The sequence below is a fragment of the Kitasatospora sp. NPDC059747 genome, assembly GCF_042732955.1.
Lineage (GTDB): Bacteria > Actinomycetota > Actinomycetes > Streptomycetales > Streptomycetaceae > Kitasatospora.
Genome location: NZ_JBHWGV010000003.1, coordinates 69,712 through 91,510 on the forward strand (window position 1 = coordinate 69,712; position 21,799 = coordinate 91,510).

Annotated in this window: 25 protein-coding genes and 1 tRNA gene; 11 read left to right on the plus strand and 15 right to left on the minus strand. The window is 71.9% G+C overall.

Annotated features, from left to right (window positions below; all coding sequences use genetic code 11):
- Positions 1-2 precede the first annotated feature (2 nt).
- From ACFV4G_RS02205 to ACFV4G_RS02245, 9 genes are all read left to right on the plus strand, one after another.
- A complete protein-coding gene (locus ACFV4G_RS02205) occupies positions 3-1,193 on the plus strand; it encodes an FxsB family cyclophane-forming radical SAM/SPASM peptide maturase (protein WP_380435562.1) in 1,191 nt (396 codons plus the stop codon).
- 308 nt (positions 1,194-1,501) lie between these two features.
- Entirely contained in the window at positions 1,502-2,713 is a 1,212-nt protein-coding gene (locus ACFV4G_RS02210; protein WP_380435564.1) for a DNA polymerase III subunit delta', read from the plus strand.
- A 223-nt stretch (positions 2,714-2,936) separates the two neighbouring features.
- Positions 2,937-4,082 (plus strand): hypothetical protein, encoded by a 1,146-nt coding sequence (locus tag ACFV4G_RS02215; RefSeq protein WP_380435566.1) that lies wholly within the window; start codon positions 2,937-2,939, stop codon positions 4,080-4,082.
- An 82-nt stretch (positions 4,083-4,164) separates the two neighbouring features.
- Complete coding sequence (locus ACFV4G_RS02220; RefSeq protein ID WP_380435568.1) at positions 4,165-5,757, plus strand: alpha/beta hydrolase; 1,593 nt, start codon at positions 4,165-4,167, stop codon at positions 5,755-5,757.
- A 102-nt stretch (positions 5,758-5,859) separates the two neighbouring features.
- A complete protein-coding gene (leuE, locus tag ACFV4G_RS02225) occupies positions 5,860-6,519 on the plus strand; it encodes a leucine efflux protein LeuE (RefSeq protein ID WP_380435570.1) in 660 nt (219 codons plus the stop codon).
- Between the two features lie 80 nt (positions 6,520-6,599).
- Positions 6,600-6,676 (plus strand) — tRNA-Thr (locus ACFV4G_RS02230).
- Between the two features lie 159 nt (positions 6,677-6,835).
- Complete coding sequence (locus ACFV4G_RS02235) at positions 6,836-7,153, plus strand: hypothetical protein (protein WP_380435572.1); 318 nt, start codon at positions 6,836-6,838, stop codon at positions 7,151-7,153.
- A 59-nt stretch (positions 7,154-7,212) separates the two neighbouring features.
- A complete protein-coding gene (locus ACFV4G_RS02240; RefSeq protein WP_380435574.1) occupies positions 7,213-7,467 on the plus strand; it encodes a hypothetical protein in 255 nt (84 codons plus the stop codon).
- Between the two features lie 142 nt (positions 7,468-7,609).
- The gene (locus ACFV4G_RS02245; protein WP_380435576.1) at positions 7,610-8,029 is read left to right on the plus strand and encodes a hypothetical protein; all 420 of its coding nucleotides are present in this window, start codon (positions 7,610-7,612) and stop codon (positions 8,027-8,029) included.
- Between the two features lie 52 nt (positions 8,030-8,081).
- Here the strand turns inward: ACFV4G_RS02245 and ACFV4G_RS02250 are convergent, their stop codons facing one another.
- From ACFV4G_RS02250 to ACFV4G_RS02315, 14 genes are all read right to left on the minus strand, one after another.
- Entirely contained in the window at positions 8,082-9,434 is a 1,353-nt protein-coding gene (locus tag ACFV4G_RS02250; RefSeq protein WP_380435762.1) for a tyrosine-type recombinase/integrase, read from the minus strand.
- Positions 9,435-9,540: 106 nt separating this feature from the next.
- The gene (locus ACFV4G_RS02255) at positions 9,541-9,741 is read right to left on the minus strand and encodes a helix-turn-helix domain-containing protein (protein ID WP_380435578.1); all 201 of its coding nucleotides are present in this window, start codon (positions 9,739-9,741) and stop codon (positions 9,541-9,543) included.
- A gap of 493 nt (positions 9,742-10,234) precedes the next feature.
- The gene (locus tag ACFV4G_RS02260; protein ID WP_380435580.1) at positions 10,235-11,710 is read right to left on the minus strand and encodes an ATP-binding protein; all 1,476 of its coding nucleotides are present in this window, start codon (positions 11,708-11,710) and stop codon (positions 10,235-10,237) included.
- Between the two features lie 2 nt (positions 11,711-11,712).
- Positions 11,713-12,567, minus strand: a complete 855-nt coding sequence (locus tag ACFV4G_RS02265) for a bifunctional DNA primase/polymerase (protein ID WP_380435582.1) — start codon at positions 12,565-12,567, stop codon at positions 11,713-11,715.
- Positions 12,568-12,800: 233 nt separating this feature from the next.
- Positions 12,801-13,247, minus strand: coding sequence for a hypothetical protein (locus ACFV4G_RS02270; protein ID WP_380435584.1), 447 nt, complete (start codon positions 13,245-13,247; stop codon positions 12,801-12,803).
- Positions 13,248-13,373: 126 nt separating this feature from the next.
- Positions 13,374-15,425, minus strand: a complete 2,052-nt coding sequence (traB, locus tag ACFV4G_RS02275; RefSeq protein WP_380435586.1) for a plasmid transfer protein TraB — start codon at positions 15,423-15,425, stop codon at positions 13,374-13,376.
- A 14-nt stretch (positions 15,426-15,439) separates the two neighbouring features.
- Positions 15,440-15,964: a plasmid transfer protein TraA gene (traA, locus tag ACFV4G_RS02280; protein ID WP_380435588.1), complete on the minus strand. Its 525-nt coding sequence runs from the start codon at positions 15,962-15,964 to the stop codon at positions 15,440-15,442.
- Between the two features lie 92 nt (positions 15,965-16,056).
- Positions 16,057-16,485, minus strand: coding sequence for a hypothetical protein (locus ACFV4G_RS02285; protein WP_380435590.1), 429 nt, complete (start codon positions 16,483-16,485; stop codon positions 16,057-16,059).
- 11 nt (positions 16,486-16,496) lie between these two features.
- The gene (locus tag ACFV4G_RS02290; RefSeq protein ID WP_380435592.1) at positions 16,497-16,883 is read right to left on the minus strand and encodes an ATPase; all 387 of its coding nucleotides are present in this window, start codon (positions 16,881-16,883) and stop codon (positions 16,497-16,499) included.
- Between the two features lie 54 nt (positions 16,884-16,937).
- The gene (locus ACFV4G_RS02295; protein ID WP_380435594.1) at positions 16,938-17,312 is read right to left on the minus strand and encodes an RRQRL motif-containing zinc-binding protein; all 375 of its coding nucleotides are present in this window, start codon (positions 17,310-17,312) and stop codon (positions 16,938-16,940) included.
- A complete protein-coding gene (locus ACFV4G_RS02300; protein ID WP_380435596.1) occupies positions 17,309-17,653 on the minus strand; it encodes a hypothetical protein in 345 nt (114 codons plus the stop codon). The genes ACFV4G_RS02295 and ACFV4G_RS02300 overlap by 4 nt, the downstream gene beginning before the upstream one ends.
- Complete coding sequence (locus tag ACFV4G_RS02305; RefSeq protein ID WP_380435764.1) at positions 17,650-18,669, minus strand: DUF2637 domain-containing protein; 1,020 nt, start codon at positions 18,667-18,669, stop codon at positions 17,650-17,652. Before ACFV4G_RS02305 ends, ACFV4G_RS02300 begins: the two co-directional genes overlap by 4 nt.
- A 73-nt stretch (positions 18,670-18,742) precedes the next feature.
- Positions 18,743-19,126, minus strand: a complete 384-nt coding sequence (locus ACFV4G_RS02310) for a WhiB family transcriptional regulator (RefSeq protein ID WP_380435598.1) — start codon at positions 19,124-19,126, stop codon at positions 18,743-18,745.
- The gene (locus tag ACFV4G_RS02315; protein WP_380435600.1) at positions 19,126-19,374 is read right to left on the minus strand and encodes a hypothetical protein; all 249 of its coding nucleotides are present in this window, start codon (positions 19,372-19,374) and stop codon (positions 19,126-19,128) included. Before ACFV4G_RS02315 ends, ACFV4G_RS02310 begins: the two co-directional genes overlap by 1 nt.
- A gap of 633 nt (positions 19,375-20,007) precedes the next feature.
- Here ACFV4G_RS02315 and ACFV4G_RS02320 point away from each other — a divergent pair.
- A complete protein-coding gene (locus tag ACFV4G_RS02320; protein WP_380435602.1) occupies positions 20,008-20,781 on the plus strand; it encodes a helix-turn-helix domain-containing protein in 774 nt (257 codons plus the stop codon).
- The gene (locus tag ACFV4G_RS02325) at positions 20,778-21,251 is read left to right on the plus strand and encodes an NUDIX hydrolase (protein WP_380435605.1); all 474 of its coding nucleotides are present in this window, start codon (positions 20,778-20,780) and stop codon (positions 21,249-21,251) included. The genes ACFV4G_RS02320 and ACFV4G_RS02325 overlap by 4 nt, the downstream gene beginning before the upstream one ends.
- Here ACFV4G_RS02325 and ACFV4G_RS02330 read toward each other — a convergent pair.
- Positions 21,248-21,799, minus strand: a complete 552-nt coding sequence (locus tag ACFV4G_RS02330; protein ID WP_380435607.1) for an HD domain-containing protein — start codon at positions 21,797-21,799, stop codon at positions 21,248-21,250. The genes ACFV4G_RS02325 and ACFV4G_RS02330 overlap by 4 nt on opposite strands.

Genomic DNA, 21,799 nt, shown 5'->3' on the forward strand with positions numbered 1-21,799 from the left:
GTATGGTGGCGTTCCGGCAGTTCCTGCTGAAGATCCACAGTCGGTGCAACCTGGCCTGCGACTACTGCTACGTCTACGAGGCCGCGGACCAGAGCTGGCGGGACCGGCCCCGGCGGATGGAGCTGCCGGTGGTCCGGCGCACCGCGCGCCGGATCGCCGAGCACGCGGCCGAGCACGGGCTCGACGAGGTCGTCGTGGTGCTGCACGGCGGGGAGCCGCTGCTCGTCGGCGCCGGTCATCTCGACGACCTGTTGGGGGAGTTGGCGGGAGCCGGGCCGCGGGTCCGGTTCAGCCTGCAGACCAACGGGCTCCGGCTGCTCGACGAGCCCGCGCTCCTGGACGTCCTGCACCGGTACGGCGTCGGCGTCGGGGTGTCACTGGACGGCACGCGCGCCGACCACGACCGGCACCGGCTGCTGCCCTCCGGCGCGGGCAGCTGGGAGCGGACCGCCGAAGCGGTGCGGCTGCTCGGCTCGCCCGAACACCGCTCGCTGTTCGCCGGATTGCTGTGCGTCGTCGACCTGGCGGCGGACCCGGTGGCCACCTACGAGGCCCTGCTGGAGTTCGCCCCGCCCCGGCTCGACCTGCTCCTGCCGCACGCGACCTGGCAGTCCCAGCCGGCGGGCGTGCGGCGCGTCCTGCCGTCCGCGCCCCCGGCCGGCGGGGAGGCGGCGCCGTACGGGGAGTGGCTGATCGCCGCCTTCGACCGGTGGTTCGACGCCCCCCGGCGGGAGACCGGCGTGCGGCTGTTCGAGGAGCTGGCCGTGCTGCTGCTCGGAGGGCGCGCGGCCAGCGAGGCCGTCGGGCTCGCGCCGGTGGACCTCGTGGTGATCGAGGCGGACGGCACGATCGAGCAGGCGGACAGCCTCAAGGCCGCGTACGACGGCGCCGCGGCGACGGGACTGGACGTGTGGCGGCACGGCTTCGCCGACGCTGCGGCGCATCCGGCCTTCTTGGCTCGCCAGCGTGGGGTGGACGGGCTCGGGCCGGTGTGTGCGGGGTGCCCGTTGGTCCGGGTGTGTGGGGGTGGGCTCTATGCGCATCGGTATGCGGGGGACGGGTTCGGGCATCCGTCTGTGTATTGCGCGGATTTGGATCGGTTGATTCGGCATGTGGTGGGGCGGTTGCGGGTGGAGGTGGGGGCCGCTGCGCGGGGCTTGGGGCGCGGGGTGGGCTTTCGGGTGGGTGGGTGACGCCGGGGGTGGCTCCGGGGGTGGCCGCTCCGGGGGCTGGATGATTTTCCGACTGCCGACTCTGTGGGGTGGGTGGTTAAGACCGTTGGCAGTCTGAAAATCACCCGTCACGCCCCTCTCCGCGGCCACCCCCTCCGCCACCCCCTCCCGCAGCCCGACCCTCTCGCCTTGGGTGGGGTCGGGGGGAAAGGGGGGTTAGGTGGGTGCGGTGGTGCTGGGTGGGGTGTCGCTCGGACGGCGCAGTGGGTGTCCGGGCGGGCACGTATGCTCGACGGCGGAGCGCAGCCGTACGGAGCTTGGGAGCAGCAGTGGCCGTCTGGGACGACCTGGTGGGCCAGGAGCGGGTGGTCGAGCAGCTGACCGCCGCCGCCAAGGCGGCCGGGGCGATGGTGACGGCCGGCCGTGGCGCCGGGCCGGCGGAGGGGGCCAACGCCTCCCTGATGACGCACGCCTGGCTGTTCACCGGGCCGCCCGGGGCCGGGCAGGTCACGGCCGCGCGGTCGTTCGCCGCGGCGCTCCAGTGCACCAGTCCGGACCTCGCGCTCGGCGGCACGCCCGGGTGCGGGTTCTGCGATGGCTGCCACACCGTGCTGGCCGGCAGCCACGCGGACGTGAAGTACGTCCGGACCGACGGGCTGTCGATCGGTGTCGGCGACATGCGCGACCTCGTGCTGCGCGCCTGCAGCTACCCGACCGGCGGGCGCTGGTCGGTGATCCTCGTGGACGCCGCGCACCGGCTCACCGAGGCCGCCGCGAACGCGCTGCTCAAGGGCGTCGAGGAGCCCTCCCCCCGTACGGTCTGGCTGCTCTGCGCGCCCTCCGTCCAGGACGTGCTGCCGACCATCCGCTCGCGCTGCCGCCTGCTCGTCCTGCGCACCCCGGCCGCCGAGGCGGTCGCCGACATGCTGGTCCGCCGCGACGGCGTCGACCCGGACACGGCGCGCCTGGCCGCGCTCGCCGGGCAGGGCGACGTCGAGCGCTCGCGCCGCCTGGCCGTCGACGACCAGGCCAGGACCCGGCGCACCGAGGTACTGCGGATCCCCCTGGAGGTCTCCGACATCGGCGGCTGCCTCGCCGCGGCCCAGCGCCTGGTGGACACGGCCAAGGCCGACGCCGAGGCGCTCGCCGAGACGCAGGACGCCAAGGAGACCGACGACCTGAAGGCCGTCTACGGCGCCGCCGAGGGCGGCAAGGCGCCGCGCGGCATGGCCGGTGCGGTCAAGGAACTGGAGAAGCGGCAGAAGAGCCGGGCCACCCGCACCCGCCGCGAGACTCTCGGCGTCGCGCTGCTCGACCTGCTCGGCTTCTACCGCGACGTGCTCGCGCTGCAGCTCGGCTCCACCGGCGCGCTGGCCAACGAGGACCAGCGGCAGGCGCTGAACCGGGTCGCCCAGGCGGGCCCCGCGGAGGGCACGCTGCGCCGCATCGAGGCGGTGCTCGCCTGCCGGCGGGCGCTGGACCGCAACGTCGACCCGCTGCTCGCGGTCGAGGCGATGACGGTGGCGCTGCGCGCGGGCTGAGGCGCGCGGGGCGGTCCAGGGGCGGGCGCGTTCCGCTTCCCGCCCTACCCCGGTGTCCCACCTTCGAGTGAACGGTCGGTACGCGCCGGGCACACCCGCGTGTGACCGCCGGGTCGTCCCGCACGCTGGGGGCCGACTGCGCCCCGGTGCCGGGGCCGTCGCGTCCCGTACGGCGCCGGGTCCGTCCCGGTCGTCCGGTCCTCCGCCCTAGGTGGTGCGTTCCGTGGTCCGTTCGCTCCTCGTCATCCCCCTGTTGGCGGCCGCTCTCGGCGGCCTCTGGCTGGCCCGCGGGGCCCACCTGCGCTGGCGCGACCTGCGGGCCGCCCAGGCGTACGAGCTGGCCGGCGACCGGTGGCCGATGCTGCTGCGGGCGGCCGGGGCGATGGTCTGCGGGGTGTGCGTCACGGCGCTGACGCTGCTCACCGCCTTCGGCGCGTTCGGCGGCATGACCCGGACCGCTGAGGAGCCGGCGGAGCGCGCGGAGCCCGCCGTGGACGCGGCCGCCGCGGGCGATGCGCAGAGCGCTGGCCCCCGGCAGCAGGCGGTGCCGCCCACGGCCGAGGCCGCCGTGGCCCAGGCCGCGGCGGCGACGTCGCCGGCCGCCGTGCCGAGCCGGTTCGACAGCGTCGGCCACCCGGGCGGCGGGGAACTGCTGCAGTCCGCCGTGCTCGGTCCCGACGGCAAGCCGCGCAACGTCCGGGTCTGGCTGCCGCCGCAGTACGCCAAGGAGCCGAACGCCCGCTTCCCGGTCGTCGTGATGCAGGCCGCGACCCCGCGCAAGACCGCCGACGCCGAGGTCCCGGACGTCTTCGAGGGCATCGGCTCGGCCCTGCAGACCGGCAAGGCGCGGCCGTTCATCCTGGTCGCCCCCGAGGCGCCGAACGGCACCGCGCACCCTTGCGACCTCGTCGCCGCCGCCCCGCAGGCCGTCGCCGACGACGCGGCGCTGCGCACCACCATCGCCGTCACCTTCCGCGCCCTGCCGCCCGGCCCGGCCTCCTGGGGCACCCTCGGCGTCGAGGGCGGCGCGCCGTGCGCCGCGGCGGCGGGGCTGGCCCGCCCGGACCTCTACGGCGCCGCGGCGGCCGTCTCCGGGCGGTACGACGCCGCCGCGCTCACCCAGGCCGGCGCGGAGGCGCCCACGGGGACGGCGGCGAAGCTGATGCTCGCCGCCGCGAAGGCGGACGCCGCCGGGCTGGACGCGGCGCGCAAGCTCCAGGCCGCGCTGCACGGCGGGGCCGGTCCCGCGGCCAAGGCGGACGTGCGGATCTCGGACAACGTGCAGGACTTCACGCCCGACCGGGAGCGGCTGCGGCTCGTGCGGCAGGCGGCGCAGTACCTGGCCGACACGCTGGGGAAGGCCTCCTGAGCTGCGCCTTCGGCGGGCAGTCGCCGGTGGTCGGACGGTCCCAGCGAAGTCGAGCGGATCGAATCGAATCGAAGGGATCCGGATGAAGGCCACCGGGCGGGTACTGGCCGCAGCGCTCGCCGCGGCCGGGCTCCTGGCGGGCGGGTGCAGTGCGGGCGTGCCCGCTTCGGGCGGTGGGGCGGAGGCCGCGTCTTCGCCGGGTTCGCCGCCCGCCGAGGTCACGGCGCTGGAGCCGCTGCCCGCCGAGGTGCCCGCCGAGCTCGGTGCGTACTACGCGCAGCGGCTAGCGTGGCAGCCGTGCGACGACGGGTTCGAGTGCACCACCTTCAAGGTGCCGGTCGACTACGGTCGGCCCGCTGACGGCGACCTTTCCCTGACGGCCGTCCGCGCCCCTGCGCTCCCCGGCGCGGCGGCCTCGCAGGCCGGGGGCCGGATCGGCTCGTTGCTGCTCAACCCGGGCGGTCCCGGCGGGTCGGCGGTCGAGTACGTGGAGGCCGCCGCCCGGACGTACGACGGCGGGGTCCGCGCCCGGTACGACCTCGTCGGGCTCGACCCGCGCGGCGTCGGCCGCAGCAGCCCCGTCACCTGTCTGAGCGGTGACCGGATGGACGCCTTCACGTCCGTCGGCTTCACCCCCGCCGACCAGCGCGAGGTCGACGCCCTGGTGGCCGCCGACAAGGAGTTCGCCGAGGGCTGCCGGGAGCGCGCCGGCGCGGCGCTCGGCCACGTGAGCACCGTCGAGGCCGCCCGCGACATGGACGTGCTGCGCGCGCTCCTCGGCGACGAGCGGCTCAGCTACGTCGGCAAGTCCTACGGCACGTTCCTGGGTGCCACGTACGCCGGGCTCTTCCCCGGGCGGGTCGGGCGGCTCGTCCTGGACGGCGCGATGGACCCGTCCCTCGACTCCGTGGCCGGCAACCGGACCCAGGCCGGCGGTTTCGAGACCGCCTGGGCGGCCTTCGCCAAGGACTGCGCCCGGCGCGACGACTGCCCGCTCGGCCGCACCGAGCAGGAGGCCGGCGACCGGCTCGCCGCCCTGCTGGCGGCCGTCCGCGCCCAGCCGCTGGCCACCACCGACGGCGGCCGCCGCCTCAGCCACGCCCAGGCCACCACGGGCGTCCTCGAAGCGATGTACGCCGACTTCCTGTGGCCCAAGCTGCGCGGCGCGCTCACCGACGCCGCGGCCGGGGACGGCACCGGCCTGCTGAAGCTCTCGGACTCGTACTACGGGCGCGAGCCGGACGGCTCCTACCCCAACCTGATGTTCGCCAACACGGCCGTGAACTGCCTCGACCTGCCCGCGCCCTTCGCCGGCCCGGAGGACGTCCGGCGGGCGGTGCCGGACTTCGAGCACGCCTCGCCGCACTTCGGTCGCGACATGGCGTGGATGGCGCTGACCTGCGCCTACTGGCCGGTCAAGGCCACCGGCTCGGCACACACCGTCGGGGCCGCGGGCGCCGCCCCGATCGTCGTCGTGGGCACCACCCGCGACCCCGCCACGCCGTACGCGTGGGCCCAGGCGCTGGCGGGCCAGCTGGAGTCCGGGCGGCTGCTCACCTACGACGGGGACGGCCACACCGCGTACGGGCGGCACAACGCGTGCGTGGACGGCGCGGTCAACCGTTACCTGCTGACCGGTGAACCGCCGGAGCAGGGCAAGCGCTGCGGCCGGTAGACGATCAAGGGCCGTCCCACCAGGTAGTTTCAGCTTCAATCGATCACCGGTACGACGTTACGATGAGCGCCTCCCCGCCCCCTCCTCTCCCCGGAGCGCACCGTGCTCGGTGTCAACAACCTGGCGACGTACGTCATCGGCGCCCTCGTCATCGTCCTGCTGCCCGGCCCCAACTCCCTGTACGTGCTGTCCGTCGCCGCCCGCAAGGGCGTCCGGACCGGCTACCGGGCCGCCGCCGGCGTCTTCGTCGGCGACTTCACCCTCATCAGCCTCACCTCGCTGGGCGCCGCCTCGCTGCTGAAGGCCAACCCGGCCGTCTTCGCGGTGGTCAAGTTCGGTGGCGCGGCCTACCTGCTCTGGATCGGCTTCGGCATGCTCCGCGCGGCCCGCCAGCTGTGGCGCGAACACCGCGCCGCCGCCGACGCCGGCACGACGGCGGACGAGCAGACGACCGGGACCGTCGAGCGGCCGTTCCGGCGCGCGCTCGTGATCAGCCTGCTGAACCCGAAGGCGATCCTGTTCCTCTTGTCATTTTTCACGCAGTTCGTCGACCCGTCCTACGGCCAGCCGGCGTTCTCCTTCGCCCTGCTCGGCGGGATCCTGCAGACCTTCAGCTTCCTCTACCTCACCCTGCTGATCTTCGCCGGCACCACCCTCGCCACCGCCTTCCGCCGCCGCAAGCGGCTCTCCGCCACCCTCACCAGCGGGGTCGCCGTCCTCTTCGCCGGCTTCGCCGCCAAGCTCGCCGTCTCCTCCGCCTGACGCCCGCCGCGATATCCCGTTACGGATCACCCGCGAACCTGTGTAGACTGGCCCGCGTTGCCAGCGCGTAGGGCAGCGACGCCGCCTTAGCTCAGTTGGCCAGAGCAACGCACTCGTAATGCGTAGGTCGCGGGTTCGAATCCCGCAGGCGGCTCCAACGGAAGGCCTGGTCAGAATCACCCTGACCAGGCCTTTTTTGAGTCCGGCCACAGGAGAGGCGGCTGGGTCGCCTGCTGCTGGTCTCAGTCCTGGTCTCACTTGCGACGGAGGCGCGCCCCCTATGGGCAATGTCCTTGGAGCGTGTCACGATGTGGTCATGTCCGACGGTGAGAGCAGTGAGCAGATCGCGGTGCCGCTCGTCTGGGTGGGCGTGGACGACCTCCCGGTCCCGGTAGCGAACCAAGTCATGGCCCAAATGGATCAAGATCAGATCTTCCTCACTTTTGGTGTTGCAACGCCGCCGATCATCCTCGGTCAAGATGCAGACCAGATGCGGGAGAGCGTGCGCCAGATCGACTATGTCCCGGTAAGGCCGCTCAGTCGATTTGCGGTATCGAGGCGACACCTCAGTCAGCTAATCCAAGTATTGGAACAGGCTGCACTGAACTTCGATAAGCAGGGGGAGGGAAAGTGACTGCCACGTATGAGATTCTCCCGCAGTCGACAGTGACCACAACTGATCAGCCTGCACGAGTGTCCACTCAGACGAATCAGGCTGGATCCTTTGGCACTCTGGTTGCGGTTCTGCCGGCTGTGGTTGAAGCGGATCATTCGGCGGGAATGGCGGCGCTTGACCGCGCAGCCCGGCGAAAGCTTGGAATTTCTGCGGAGGAGTTCCTTGCGAAGTGGGATGCCGGTGATTACGTGGGTGCGGACGAGAACGTCCGCGCGCAGGAAGTTGCAATGCTCCTTCCATTGGTAAGGGCGACGCTGGCCAATGCCAGGTAGGACGCCCGCCGCGGCGATCGACGACTTCATGGAGCCGTTGCAGGCCTCTTCGTCGTGCATAACTCGCTCTGTGTGGCTTCGCTCTAACACGGGCAACCCCGTTGGTGGCCTTGGCGTGGCCTCGCTAAATAGGGGCGATCCAGTGAAAGTGAAGCTAAATACTGGCGGATTCCTCTACCTGGAGGCATCCATCCAATTTACAGTAGTCGAGCGGAGCGTAGATAAATTCGGCTCCGCGGTTTCATCTAATGGGCGATATAAGGTTTCTACTCGCGGCTACATGTATAGCATTTTGCGGGCTGACGAGTCTGAGCTCATCGCCTACCATTGGCACCCGGAAGCCAAGGGTGATGTTGATTACCCTCATCAGCACCTGGGGACGGCCCTGCTGTGCAATGAGGGCCCGGTGAGCAGAAAAAACCACATGCGAACAGGCAGAATGTCGTTTGAGGATGTCGTCTATAATTTGATCGAGCTGGGTGCAGTGACAATGCATCTGTTGCATGATCAAATCCTCAAAGCCAATCGCCTCAGATTTGAGCACTGGAAGAGCTGGGGCTGACCCAGGCTGTATTTGTGTGGCCTGCCCGTTAGTCCGGGCAGGCCACACGCGGCTATTGGACCCGTCGGCGACGTAGTGCTCGGCGTGTTGCCCGAGTCACATCGCCCCCGTCGAGAGCCGATGGTTGCGGCCACAGCGCGTTGCCCATGCGTCGGGCTGCCTCGCGGGTCGTCGGGGTGGTCGTCTTGACGTAGCGGCGGGTCATGCTGATCTGGGAATGGCCGAGGATTTCCATGATCGTGAACGGGTCGACCCCCAGCTCGTTCAGGATCGTCCCGGCGGAGTGCCGGCTGCCGTCGTGCTGGCGTCGGTCCTCGATCCCGGCCTCGGCCAACAGCTCCTTGAACTCCTCCCAGTCGGCGTGAGGGTCGATCGGCTGCCCGTCGGGGCGGCAGGTCACGAGGCCATAGTCCTGCCACTCGTCGCCAGCCGCCTCCCTCCACTCCTCCTGCTGCTGGCGCTGCTCGCGAAGGAGCGGGATCAGCGGCGGGAGCAAGGGGGTCGTACGACGGCTGCCCTTGGTCTTCGGCCGGGTGAAGGCGAGGCCGCCGCCGTGCCGCTTCGGGCAGGTGCTGGCGTGCCGGTCGCACTTCGGCGGGCAGGGCTTCGGGCACCCGCGCTTGTAGCGGCGGTGCTTGGCGCACCCCGGCTCGCACGCGTCCCGGTGCAGCCGTTCGCCGCACGCGTGCGGGTCGTCGCACCCGTGACGCCACTTCAGCCGCTGTAGCTGCCACGACGTGTCCATCTGCCCGGCATCCTCGTCCACGTACTTCCAGCGCAGGCCCAACGCCTCGCCCTGGCGCAGACCCTGGCCGACGCCGATCACCCAGCGGACGCGGGTCGGGCGCTTCATCGCGGCGACCAGGAAGCGCCGGGCCTCCTCCTGGGTGAACGGGTTTGCGTCCGTCTCCTCCACCGTGGGCGAGTCCACCAGCGTGGCGACGTTGCGGGCCACCTTGCCCCGACGGTGGGCGATCTTCAGCGCGCGGGAGATGATCCGGTGCACCTTGAGGACGTGCGATCCGGCCCGCCCCTCGGCGCGGAGCTGTCCGTACAGCTCGTCCAGGTGCTCCGGCAGCAACCGGTCCAGTCGGTGCTTGCCGATGCCGGGGATGATGTGGTTCCGGGTCTTCGACCAGTAGTCGTCCAGGCTGCGCGGCTTCAACCGCTGGTTCGCAATCGTGGTCAGGTAGGTGGTCATCCACTGCTCGACCGTCGGTGCCCGGCCGGCCGCCGCCACCTGCCCGGCATCGCGGTCGGCCTCCAACTTCTTGACCTTGCGCCGCACCTCGGGCTCGGTCTTGGCGCTTCGGTGGCGCCGGTCGGGACTGCCGTCCGCCTTCACGCCCATGGTCACGCGGCCGTGCCAACGGCCGTCCGCGCCTTGGTAGATGGTCGATTCCATGTTGGGCAGGCGGGTCTTGCGCTCGCTCACGTGGTGCTCCTGAAGTGGCGAGGGCGCCGGGCGTGGTGCTGCCCGGCGCCCTCGAAGGACTGGTTGGTGGGGATGGTCAGGCGGCGTTGGCGACCTGGCGTTCGATGTATGCCTCGACATCGGCGGGCCGGATGCGGCGAGAGCGTCCGATCTTGATGGACACCAACTCCTTGTTCGCCAGGAGCTGGTAGACCGTCGAGCGGCCGATGCGCAGCATCTCTGCGGCCTCCTCGGCAGTCAGGAGAACCGGGCGAGTCGCGGCGGCGGGCACGGTCACGGTGGTTCCTTCCTGGGGCTCGATCGCCCGGGCAGGTGGGGTGTCTGGTGGCGCCAATGGTGATCAGGGCGGTGGCGGGGGCTTCTCGTGCGTGCGTGTCCTAGGTGCGGATTTCTGCGTCATTGCGTCATCAGCGTCATTCAGGTCTCTGACCTGGTCGTTTGTGTGACGCAGTGGTCGGGGGCTGCGTCATCGCTGCGTCGTGGGCTGCGTCATGGCATGACGCAGATGACGCAGGATGACGCAGGCGCCGCCGTCTGCGTCATGGCTTTCGGTGCAGGCCAGAGGCCGTCTTCCGGGCCGCGTGACGCAGATGACGCAGCGTCTTCCTACTTAGGACAAAAGAGGGGTGTCTGTTGGTGGTTGGTGCGCCTCAGAGCGTGAAGAAGGAGCCGCTGCGCGACACGACCTTTGGGCGGCTCCGCCGAACAGCAAGAAGAGCACCCGCTCGGCACGCCGGTGCTCTTCTTGCTTGTCCGGGCGGCACCCGGGGTCAGTGCATCTGTTGCTGTTCGTGCGGGGGCACGGGGGCGGGGCGGGCCATTTCGAGGTAGCGGCCTTCGCTGGTGCGGCCGGTGTCGATGAGGACGCCCCGGGCGGCGAGGGTCGGTTGGAGGCGCTTGAGGCGGTCGGAGAGGACTTTGCCGGTGGTCGGCCAGCCCTTGGGCAGGGGCCGCAGTTCGTCGCCGCTGTAGAGGCGGCCGAGACACTGCAGCCACTCGGTGGAGGTCATGCGCTGTGCCTGGCCCTTGGCAATGGTCTCGGCGTGCTTGAGGACGGTCTGCGCGAGAAGGTCGCCCTCGATGACGTCGTCGTTCAGGTCGTCCAGGCTGGCCCGGTAGGCGGCCAGCGACCCGAAGCCGGTCGCAGCGTCGAGCTGCGCGCACAGGTGGGCGAAGTCCGCCATGCGCAGATCAGTCGGGGTCTCCGCCTCGGCCGCGCGGACCTTGACCGTGAGGTCGAGCAGGGACCCGAGGACGACGGGCAGGACCTCGGCGTACTCCGCCCACAGCTCCGCCTCGGTGCGCCTCACACGGGGCCGCTCCAGCCGCAGGGGCAGGAGCCGTTCGGCGAGGTCAGGCCGGATGACGCCGACATCGATGCCGGTCAGGAGCAGGGGCCGGCGGTAGGCGGAGCGGTGCACGTCGCCGTCGGTGAACAGGGCGCGCTTGACGCTTTCGGCGCCGGTGACGATGCAGCACATGGCGTCGGACAGGTCCGGGGTCATGTGGGAGAGGTTGTCCAGGGCGGTGATCCATCCGGCCGCGACGGCGGCGATCAGGTTCTCCTCGTCCTTCGGCGCCCGGCGGAGGTCGCCGCTCATGCCCTCGATGATCCTGGTCAGCATCCGGCCGCCGGTGGACTTGCCGGCGCCCTGCGGTCCGGTGAGGAACGGGGCGGGGACGGGCACGGACGGTCCGAGGCAGCCGATGAGCCAGGCGATGGCCAGGCACTCGGCCTGGGCGTTGGCGAAGTTGCACAGCCTGAGCAGCAGATCGATGCCCTTGCCGTCGGTGTCCTTGGCGGGCAGGGGCAGTTCGCCGGTGAGCTGGGTGCGCCGCCAGCAGACCTCACGCGGGTCCGGGGTGAGGATGTCCCAGCTGGTGGGGTGGATGCGCACGGACTTTCCGTCGGCCCGGCCGAGGTCGAGCCAGGTGGCCCCTTCGAACCCGGGGGCCACGCGGATGTGGACGCTCTGCACGTCCTCGGACAGGGCGAGCGCTTCGATCAAGTCCAACGCCTCCTTGAGTGCGGTCCCGTTGAACACGCCGACCCCGTCCCGGTACAGGCCGACCATGAGTTCCTGGCGGTGGCTGCCGGTCGTGCCCTGGGAGCGGATCGGACGGGCCACGGGGTGGCCGGTGCGCTGGGCGTACACGGTCCCGTCGGCGGTGCGGAAGTACCGGAAGTGCCGCTGGGCGTAGTCGGCGATGATCTCGCGCGCGGGGGTCTTCTCGTCCTCGGCCACCGCTACATCCCCAGCCGGGTCAGGGCGTTGGTCCACGCGTCGGCGCAGTGCCTCGGCGATTCGCCCTTGGCCTGTGCGGCGGCGAACAGGCGCGCGGTGTGCGCCTCGGTCAGGCAGCCGCACCGGCCGTGCGTCGAGAGCACCGCGAGGAACGTCGCGAACACGGTGGTGTGCACCGCGCTGGCAGCGTCGGCGATGCGCTGCTCGGCCATGGCGATGCCGCGCTCCAGGAAGGCAGGGGTGCGATGGGGGCACGTTCCGCCCCTGGCCGGCGCGGGCACGGTGACGGCGGCCGGCCGGACCGGGGCGGGCTCCTTCACGACCAGGGCGCGGACGACGTCCGGCAGGGCGGTGAGGGGGCCGGCGCCGGGACCGAGCCAACGTGCGTATTGCATAGCCGACTTGATGTCCACGTCCGGCCGCACCGCGTTGGAGGAGGGCATGACGCCCTGGTAGAGCCAGTGCTCGCCCCTGGTGGTGCGCACGGTCCGGGTGGCGGGCAGGGTCTCGCGGGCCCAGGCGATGGCTTCGGCGTTGTCGAGGTCGACGACGGTCAGGCCCGCGCCGCCGGGGTGGTAGGCCACCGCCGCCGCCTCGCGCCACGCCCACGCCCAGGCGGGCGAGTCGATGACGTCGGGGTCGGTGGTGGCGGCAGCCCAGCCGTGGCACGGCTTCGGGCACTGGCAGGGGCCCGGGGTCTTCATGTTCGGCCGGCCGCCGCACGCGTTGCCGGTGCAGCGTCGGCAGTTGCCGAACGTCTTCTTCCCGGCCCGCAGCGGCAGTACGGGCACGCCGCCGGCCGCCAGGAACAGGGCGGTGGTCAGGTGCTCTCCCCGAACGTCGGTCAGTTGGGTCATGCTGGATGCCTCCAGTTCTCTGCTGGATCGACGGCGGCCCTGCTTCTTGGCGGGAGGGGGCCGCCGTCGTCGTTGATCGCGTTCTCGGCGCAGACCTTGTGCGAGGGTCTGCGCTGCTCGTCCCTCAGCGGGGTGAGACGGCCGCACCAGCGACACGGCCGGTCGCCGGTGCGGTCGAAGTGGCGGGCGTCGCGCCAGTCCAGGTGAGGGGACACGGTCGCCGGCCAGAGCTGTTAGCGGTTGCGGTTGGTGACGTTGACGCTCACGTTCACGGCGCCCTGCCCGCCCCGACCGCCGCCTCCGCCGTTCTTGAGCAGGTAGAGGACGCCGAGCGCGGCGACGAGCAGGCCGAGGCCGGTGGTCGCGGCGGCAAGGGTCTGGAGCAGGAAGCCGAGACCGAAACCCGCGCCGCCGATGCCGAGTCCGCCGGCGAGCAGGCGGGCGGGCCACGGGTCCCGCACCGGAACCGACACCGGCACCGGGAGCGGCGCGGGGCTGTACGGGGCGGGCAGGTATGCGAGGGCCGGGCCGGGGTGCTGGACCGGGAGCGGGGCCTGAGTCGGCGGCCGGTAGAGGGCGACCGGCGCCGGGGCGGGCGGTGCCTGGTGGGCGTAGTAGGGGGTGCCGTCCGGGCTGTAGAGCACCTGGGCGGCGTAGGGCTGGGGGTTGGTGTGGTCCACGGTGCTTCTCCCGTCAGGGGCGCGGCGCGGGGGTGTCAGGGCGGGGTGTCAGACGGTGTCAGGGGCCGTCTGACACCCCGTCTGCCAAGGGGAATGGGTGTCAGCGGGTGTCAGGTGTCAGGGGTGTCAGACGAGGGCCGGGGCGGGCACGATCCGGTACCGCCCCTTCTGCGCGGCGGGCACCAGACGGCCCTCCTCGATGAGGCGGCGGAACTCCCCGGAGACCCACGGGCGGGTGCGGCCGAAGCGCGTGGCGTGCTCCATGACGTCCTTCGGGCCGATCACCATCACGCCGCCCTGTTCGAACTCGGCGACGATGGCGTCCATGGCGGCGCGGGCTTCCTCGGGAGTGAAGGTCGGGGCGGTCGACTCCGGGCCGAAGGTGATGTCGGCCAGGGTGTCGGGGACCGGGGGGAGTTCGGCCTGCGGGTCCAGGCCCTCGTCCTCCGGGTCCACGCGCCGCTCCGCCCCGCTGTCGGCGTCGGTGTCGTCCGCGTACACGCTGTCCCCGTCCTCGTCGTCGGCGGTGCCCTGGTTGTGGCGGTCGGTGTAGGCCCGGCCGGCGGTGGCGGCGGCGGCCTTCGCGGTGACGGGGTCGACCTTGGCGCCGTTGCGCACCGCCCACGCGGCGAGCTGTTCCATGACGCGGGCGGCCCGGCCGGTGAAGCGGAAGGTGCGGCCGGGGGAGCTGTAGCGCTGTTCGCCGACGCCGGGGGTGACGAGGTAGCAGTAGCCGGGGCGGCGGTTGGCCCACGTGCCCGGGTGGGCGCCGGCGTCCAGGACCGGGCCGGGCAGGGCCATGCCCTCGTCCCGGGCGTCCAGGCCGAAGACCAGCACGGACGGCAGCGAGGCCCGGGTGCTGGTGCTGATCTGGTCGTGGCTGGGGCGCTGGAGCGAGATGACGAGGGCGGCGCCGGCCGCGCGGGCGAGCTGGGCGATCTCGGTGAAGCCCTCGTCGCCCATGAACCGGATGGTGGCGGCGGCCTCCTCGAACCAGCCGACCAGGAACGGCATGCCCTCGCAGCCGCAGGCGCGGCCCTTGTGGCACGAGTGCGCCGGGTTGGTCTGCTGCTCGGCGGCGGCGGGGACCCACTGGCGGTAGCCGTGGGCGCCGAGCCAACGGGTTCGGGCGGGGATGACGGCCTGGAAGGCACTGACCATGGTCTCGGTCTCGGCCCCGCCCTCCACAGCCCAGTCCAGACCGGGCCGCAGCGGGCCGAAGTCCTGGAACGACTTGGGGTCGGACAGCCACACGATGACGTCCCGGCGGCCCATGATCTCGGTGAGGACGTTCAGCGCGCCGTCGCCCTTGCCGGAGCCGGTCATGCCGAAGATGCCCAGGTGGGTGCCGTTGCGGCCGGTCTCCGGGTCGCCGGGCAGCCACAGCAGGAGCGGGGAGCCGTCGTCGTAGCGGCCGATGACCAGCGGATCGGCGATCGAGCCGCCGACGTTGGTCGGCATCTCCCACTCGACCACTTCGGCGAGCATGTCCCGGGGCACCACGACCAGGTCGCCCCGGCGGGCGGAGTCGGGGTCGGGCAGGTAGCGCACGGCGGTGGGGGCGACGTCCAGGGCGGAGGCGATGTTGCCCAGCGCCCGCGTGACGTCGTCGTTGGTCATCTCCCCTGCGGGCAGGGTGAGCTCGGCGGTGACGCGGTTCGGCTCGACCTCCGCGCGGCGGATCTTCGCCCCGGCGAGCTTCACCTTCTCCAGCAGTGTGGCGTCCGCGTCGGCGGCGACCTGGACGGCGTCGGGGTTGCGACGCATCACCTGGCGGATGTTCCAGGACAGGGCCGCGACCGGCGCGCCCATCAGGAAGGTGTCCGGCAGCGGTCCGGCCGTCGGGCCGGCGAGGGCGGCGCCGGTGACCCACGCGCAGGCGGCGGCGACCGTGACGGCCGAGTGCAGGCGCCGCTGCGGGCCGGTGGAGCGGCCGGCCCACCAGGTGATCCCGGTCAGGGCGACGGAGCTGAGGGTGAGGCCGACGCCGGCCGCCGCCGATCCCTCCCACTCCAGGGAGGCGGCGGACCCGGCGATCCCGACGGCGCCGGCCAGGATCCACGGCGGGGTGTAGGGCTTGGCGCGGTGCGCGATCCAGGCGACGATCCCGCGCCCGGTGCTGGCGCCTTCCAGGTTCTCCCGGTGCTGCACCTCCGGGTCGGTGTCCTTCTTCGGCACGGCGGTGCTCCCTTTCAGAACTGGAACGGGCGCTGCTGGGGCGCCGGTCGGGGGGTCATGACATCGGCGTACTCGCGCTGGAAGGCCGCCCACGTGGCGGCGGCGTCCTTCGCGGCGTCGGTCAGGGCGTCGGCGGCCTTGGCGAGCTTCTTGGCGACCGCGCGGGCGCGCATCTTCTTCTGGAACGCGTGGTCCCCGGGGATGCTGGGGGCCTGCTCCAGCGCGGCCTTGAGGATCTCGGCCGCCACCTGCACCTCGATCGCGGAGTAGGACGCGAACGCGCGCAGGGCCTCGCAGTAGGACCGGACGTCGGCGGCGGAGTAGAACGCGGGCTCCGGCAGGGCCAGGGCCGAGGTGCGGTCCACGCCGGTGCCGGGGTTCGCCGCGGCGCCCGGCTTCGGCGCGCCGGCCCCGCCGGCGGTGGTGTTCTTGCTGACGTTGATGCTGATCCCGGGGGCGAACGTCGCCCCGGAGCCGAAGCCGTTGCGGGTGTTGCCGTTGTTCGGGCCGCCGTTCGGCGACGTCGTGTTCACGCTCATCGCGGTGTCTCCCCTGCGGGCCGGGACTGTCCCGACTCCCCACCCCCGCCCGACCCACAAGGGCCGGGCGAGGACAGGCAACCGTCAGCCGGTTAGGCGGAGGCGATCAGCGCGGCGCAGGTCTCGAAGGCGTGGTGCCACGCCTGGTCCAGGCAGTACGCCCCGTTCATGCCGTGGTCGGCGAGACGTACGAAGGCGCTCTTGCCGGTGGCGTCTGCGAGACGCCGCAGCGGCTCGCGCCGGTCGGCGACGTAGTGCGTCACCGCGCTGAGCACGAGCGCGGCGGCCACCGGGCCGGGCCGCAGCCGGACGCCGAGCAGGCGGGCGCCGCCGAGCACGAGGGCGGTCTGCGTGGCGGTGTAAGAGGCGACGTGTGCGGCGCAGGCCCGACGGCCGGCCGCCCCGCTCTCGCCCTTGGTCGTGGCCTGGTGGTCACTCTGGATCCAGTGGTCCGCGACGTCCGCCGCCGACCGGAGCAGCGCGTAGACGGCGGTGAAGCGGGCCGCTCGACTGGTGGTCATGCTCGGCTCCTTCAGCGCTCGACGACCGGCTTGGGCAGGTCGCGGTGGGTGAGGTGGACCGGCACGCCGGTCTTGCCGACGCGCTTGGCGAGGACACGGGCCACCGTCGCAGCCCGGTGACGACCGCCGGCGCATCCGACGGCGATCGTGAGCGGACCGTCCTCGGGGCCGGAGTCGTACGCGTCAACGGTGGCGGCGGTGGCGGCGATGAGCTCCTGAATGCCGGGCGTGGCGAGGACGGCGGCGCGGACCGGCAGGTCCTCGGCGGTCATGTAGCGCAGGTCGGGGTTGACGTCGGGGTCGTTGAAGTGCAGGCGCAGGTCCAGCGTCAGGTGGGCGGGCGGCGGGGCGTCGTGCAGGTAGCCGAAGCTGACGATGTTGATGTCGGTCACGGACATGACAGGGATCTCCTTGCTCAGGTGGCGGCAGAGCAGGTCAGGGGGTGGGTGGATTCAGGCCGCGAGGGCGGTGCTGTCGGCGCAGAGCAGGCAGGTGCCGAGGTGCGCGGGGAGCACGTAGCCGGCGTCCCGCCCGCAGGCGGGGCAGGTGCGGCGCGCCTGATTGGCCTTGGCGAGCGCGGCGGCCCGCGCCGGGGTCATCGGCCCCACGGGCTTGGCCAGGGCGAGCCGGTAGAGGTAGGCGGGGCGGGTCCCGCCGAAGCGGGAGCGCCACATGACCTGCGCGGCCACGTCCTGCCCGCCGGGCCGCAGGCCCCGGGCGCGGAGCTGTCGGCGGGTGAGCAGACCGGCCGGGGCCATCCTCCACGGGTAGGTGGGGATGCCCCCGAACCGGCGGCCCTCCGGATCCCAGAACCGGGGCCGACTCATCGCTCGTCGTCCGGGTCGAAGGTGTAGAAGCCGAACAGGCCAACCGGTGCGCCGCTGTGCGTGCCGGTGACCGTCAGCCACGCGCTCGTGGCGTGGTGCTTGTGCTCCACTCGGGCGAGGTCGAGGCCGAGAGCCTGGCGCCACTGCTCGAACCCGCCCAGGTCGTCATGCAGCGCGATGTACAGGCCCCACGCCCACTCGTACGTGCCGGGCACCGGCATGGGCTGCAGATGGACCCTCGCGGCGGGCAGGCGCGGGTGGGCGGTGAGGATGGCCAGCAGGGCGCCGGCGGCCTTGACCTGGTCGGCGTTGGTGTCGGGGGTTTCGGCGGTGGTGGTCACGATGCCTGCTCCTCAGCGGCCGGGGCGGTGGCCTCTTCGTCGGTGGTGTACACGGCGTGCAGAGCGGGGCGCTCCGAGCCGGCCGCGCTGAACTCGCGGTAGCGGTTGGCGACCCATCCGACGGACCAGCCGGTCAGCTCGACCGCCCGGCGCTGCGGGACGCGGGCCACGATGCAGTCCTGGACCTTCAGACGGGCCTGGTCCTCGGGCAGGCGGGCGTCCACGGCGGGCGCGGACATCAGCTCCTGCCGGAAGCGCTCAGCGTCCTGCTCGGCGCTCTGCTCACTGTCGCGCTCACGGCGCTCACGCTCGCTCACCTCGCGCTCACGACGCTCACGCTCGACCCGCGCGGCATCCTCCCGGCGCTGCCGTTCGGCGCGCTCAGCAGCCTCACGGAGGGCCCTCTCCTCACGCTCCTCACGGGCCATGCGCTCGGCGTGCTCACGCTCCTCGCGGACCATCCGCGCGTCGTGCTCACGACGCTCACGCTCGCGCTGCTCGGCCCGCTCGTAGTCGGCCAACCGGTCCTCGCGGTCCTGCCGGCGGCGCTCGTCGGCGCGGCGTTCGCGCTCGGCCCGCTCATCGCGCTCACGGTCCTCACGAGCGGCCAGCGCGGCGGCGATCGCCCGCCGGTAGGCCAGCGAAGTTTCCGCCGTGACGATCAGCAGCAGTGGCGCCACCGCGTGGACCGACACCCCGACCGCGTCCCGGTTCAGGGCGGACAGACCCACGTTGAGCAGCACCGTCATCAGCCCGGTCATCCAGCGCAGGACCACCGGCCACCGGCCGCCGTCGCCGCCGAGGCGGGCGAGCGTGCTGTCCATGCGGATCACGATCACCACCGCCGCGTCCACGACCAGCGGCAGGATCGGGGCCGTCCACTGCCAGCCCTTCGGGGTGTGACCGGACATCAGCGGGGTCACCGTGAGCACGCTGTAGAGGACCGCGCCCAGCGTGATCGTCCACGTCCCCACGGCCAACGCCTTCTCGGCCGACCGGATCTGATCGGGGCTCATCGGCGCCTTCACCGCGACCACCACCCGGTGCGCGGTGAGCGCGTCGTGAGCGCGGTGAGCATCGAGGCGTTCATCACTGAGCACCCCCGGCGGCGCGCCGCTCACGGGCGGCGACCTTCAAGCGGCGCTCGTGCAGCGAGGCGCGTTCCCGGGCGGTCATCCCGCCGAAGATCCCGTGCTTCTCGTGGCGCTCCAGCGCCAGCTCCCGGCACATCGTGAGCACCGGGCACCCGGCGCAGATCATCTTGGCGCGGCGCCCGGCCCACTCGGCGGCCTCGGCCCCGATCTCCTCGGGGTCCGGGTAGAACAGGTCGGTGTCGACGCCGGCGCAGGCGGCGCCGCGCAGGTCTCCGCCGCCGTCCGGGCGCACCTCGATGAGCACGGCGGCGGCCGTGCGGGCGGTCCGGTGCGGGGCGCGGGTCGCCGCGCCGCTGAGGAGGCTGTGGAGCTGTGCCATCACGCCGCCGCCTTCCAGGTCAGCACCCGGCGGCGCTCGGCCTTGCGCATCAGCGCGGACGCGAACCGCGCCGCCGGGCCCTCCAGGTCCCGCAGCACCTCCTGCGCGACGTCGAGACGGGCCCGCTGCTGCTCGGCGGACTCGCCCTCGACGCCGGCGAACAACTCGGCGTCGACACCGAAGCCGAAGGCGAGTTCCGCGAACTCGTCCGGCGTCGCGGCGTCCTGGCCTGCGACAATCAGTTTCATGGGTTCACCTCGTCCAATCAGGGGGTGAGCCCGCAGGGCCGCCGCGCGTACCTTGGCCGGGAGCGCGGCGGCCCGACCCATGCGGGCCCAGCTTGTCGTGGTGCACGAGCAGCCATGGCCACGGCCCAACCGCGAGCGGAGGGCCGGACCAAAGTCACTCGTTCACAGCTCGGGCCTCACCCCGCCGAAGCGGAGCAGGGGCCGTGATGCCGCCCTTTCGGGATGTACTCCCAGGCATGGGCGGCGTTGACCTTTCGGTCTCTAGCCATCCGGACTGCCAAGGCGCCGGTTGCCTCGGCCCGATTTGTCCCGGGCCCCTTCACCCTGGGCACGGCGGTAGCCGGCCATTCACGGGCGCGTTTGTGCAGCTCAGAGCAGCCCAAAGAAGGGCTGTCAGTTCGTCCGCCTCGCCATGCGAGACATGTTGAACATGTCTCTTACGATGCCGAGAAGCCGACGCTTCGTCAAGTCCTTCGCTTGGTTCGGTCGGAGATTCCCGACCGCGCATCACTAGATTCGGCTCTCCGGCCCTGTCGGAACACGGCGTGCCTGGACGGCTGCGGTTCGACTTCGCTACCGTCAAAGTCGTCCCAGAACGTCCAAGCGCCGCAACTTCGTCCAGGGGAGGACGAGATGGCCAACGAGAGGCTGCGAGGGGCGATCCTCGCCAGCGAGTTGACGATCGAGCAGATCGCGGAGCGGCTAGGAACGAGCCCCCGGACGGTGGAGCGCTGGGTGGAGGCCAAGGACGGCCGACGCCCGTACCGGCGCTTCCAGTACGCGCTCGCGAACCTCCTGCAGCGCGATCTGTCGGAGCTCTGGTCGGACGAACAGACCAGCAGCGCGACGGCGGAGGCCGGCCGCGCGGAATTGGTGAAGCTCTACCCGCACCGCGCTGTGGTACCGAAGGGGCTGTGGACCTGCCTCTATGCGAAGGCCACGCACCACTTCGACTTGGTGGTGTACGCCGGCTTCTGGCTCTCGGAGGACCCGCTGTTCTTCCGGCTGATCCGGGAGAAGGCACAGGCTGGCGTGCCCGTGCGGCTCATGTTGGGCGATCCGGACTGCCCCGGAGTGGCCCAGCGAGGTGAAGACGAGGGGATCGGGCCCGCCATGGCAGGCAAGATCCGAAATGCGCTGGCCAACTATGGGCCGCTGTTCAGCGTTCCCGGGGTCGAGTTCCGTCTCCACTCGACCACGCTCTACAACTCGCTCTATCGGGCCGATGACGACCTGCTCGTCAATGGGCACGTCTACGGTGTCGGGGCCTATCTGGCCCCGGTCCTGCATCTTTCCCAGGTGCCTGGTGGTGAGCTGTTCAGCACGTACGCGGCGAGCATCGAACGGATCTGGGAGAACGCCCGGACCATCACCTCGCCCCAGCTCGAAAGTGAGGCCGCAGCATGAGCCGGATCGACTACTTCCACGACCCGGCCGCTCCGCCGGCGAACTCCGTCGTTCCGTCCGTCACTGCCGTGGTGACCGACGCCGCGGGGCGGCTGCTGTTGATCCACAAGACGGATAACGACCTGTGGGCGCTTCCCGGAGGCGGGCACGACATCGGGGAGTCCGTGGCGGACACGGTTGTTCGCGAGGTGCGCGAGGAAACCGGGATCGACGTAGAGGTCGCCTCGGTCGTCGGCCTGTACACCGACCCGGCGCACGTCATGGCGTACGACGACGGAGAGGTCCGGCAGCAGTTCTCCATCTGCTTCAAGGCCCTGCCGGTCGGCGGCGCGCTGCGGACGAGTTCGGAGTCGAAAGAGGTCCGCTGGGTGGACCCAGCGGACCTCGATGACCTGGACATTCACCCGTCCATGCGGCTGCGGATCAAGCATGGTCTGGAGCCTGACCGAGTGCAGCCGTACATCGGTTAGGCCGTGGTGTCGACCTGGACCAAACGACCTTCGACGCGGCGCGCGGCAGCGTCGATCTCCGGCTCGGCGCGGCGAATGAATCGCCCGACGATGCTGTCCGGTCCGTACCGACCCACGATCTCCGCGATCCGGTCCGGCGTCGTCGTCGGCGTGCCGTCCGGCGTGGTGGTCATGTCGCAGTAGATCAGCGCGTCGACCAGGTGCGGCTCCTCCAGCGGGAACTCCTCTTCCAGCTCTCGCCGCAGACCGCGTTCCTCCGCTTCGAGCAGCGCACACGAGTGGTGGGCGACCAGCCGCACGATGCGCTCGTCCACGTTCTCCGCGCGGAGGAACCGAGCGCCGTCGAGCGGGTGGAACCCGGTGTCGACGATCTGCGGCGAGTACCCGACGTCATGCAGAACGGCTGCGGACTCCAGCAGCTCGGCGTCCGGGCCGAGGATTCCGGCCAGGGCGCGCGCCCTGCCCGCTACCCCCTTGGAGTGGGCCCAGCGGCGGGGCAGATCGGTGGACAGCAGGGACTCGGCAAGGTCGTAGGCCCACACGGGCAT

Bases quoted from the DNA above. Each gene is read 5' to 3' on its own strand.
- ACFV4G_RS02305 (WP_380435764.1), bottom strand. From the start codon at position 18,669: ATGAGCCCCGATCAGATCCGGTCGGCCGAGAAGGCGTTGGCCGTGGGG.
- ACFV4G_RS02285 (WP_380435590.1), bottom strand. From the start codon at position 16,485: ATGACCACCAGTCGAGCGGCCCGCTTCACCGCCGTCTACGCGCTGCTC.
- ACFV4G_RS02295 (WP_380435594.1), bottom strand. From the start codon at position 17,312: ATGAGTCGGCCCCGGTTCTGGGATCCGGAGGGCCGCCGGTTCGGGGGC.
- traA (WP_380435588.1), bottom strand. From the start codon at position 15,964: ATGAGCGTGAACACGACGTCGCCGAACGGCGGCCCGAACAACGGCAAC.
- ACFV4G_RS02325 (WP_380435605.1), top strand. From the start codon at position 20,778: ATGAGCCGGATCGACTACTTCCACGACCCGGCCGCTCCGCCGGCGAAC.
- ACFV4G_RS02290 (WP_380435592.1), bottom strand. From the start codon at position 16,883: ATGTCCGTGACCGACATCAACATCGTCAGCTTCGGCTACCTGCACGAC.
- ACFV4G_RS02235 (WP_380435572.1), top strand. From the start codon at position 6,836: ATGTCCGACGGTGAGAGCAGTGAGCAGATCGCGGTGCCGCTCGTCTGG.
- ACFV4G_RS02250 (WP_380435762.1), bottom strand. From the start codon at position 9,434: ATGGAATCGACCATCTACCAAGGCGCGGACGGCCGTTGGCACGGCCGC.
- ACFV4G_RS02330 (WP_380435607.1), bottom strand. From the start codon at position 21,799: ATGCCCGTGTGGGCCTACGACCTTGCCGAGTCCCTGCTGTCCACCGAT.
- ACFV4G_RS02220 (WP_380435568.1), top strand. From the start codon at position 4,165: ATGAAGGCCACCGGGCGGGTACTGGCCGCAGCGCTCGCCGCGGCCGGG.
- ACFV4G_RS02310 (WP_380435598.1), bottom strand. From the start codon at position 19,126: ATGGCACAGCTCCACAGCCTCCTCAGCGGCGCGGCGACCCGCGCCCCG.
- ACFV4G_RS02315 (WP_380435600.1), bottom strand. From the start codon at position 19,374: ATGAAACTGATTGTCGCAGGCCAGGACGCCGCGACGCCGGACGAGTTC.
- ACFV4G_RS02265 (WP_380435582.1), bottom strand. From the start codon at position 12,567: ATGACCCAACTGACCGACGTTCGGGGAGAGCACCTGACCACCGCCCTG.
- ACFV4G_RS02205 (WP_380435562.1), top strand. From the start codon at position 3: ATGGTGGCGTTCCGGCAGTTCCTGCTGAAGATCCACAGTCGGTGCAAC.
- ACFV4G_RS02320 (WP_380435602.1), top strand. From the start codon at position 20,008: ATGGCCAACGAGAGGCTGCGAGGGGCGATCCTCGCCAGCGAGTTGACG.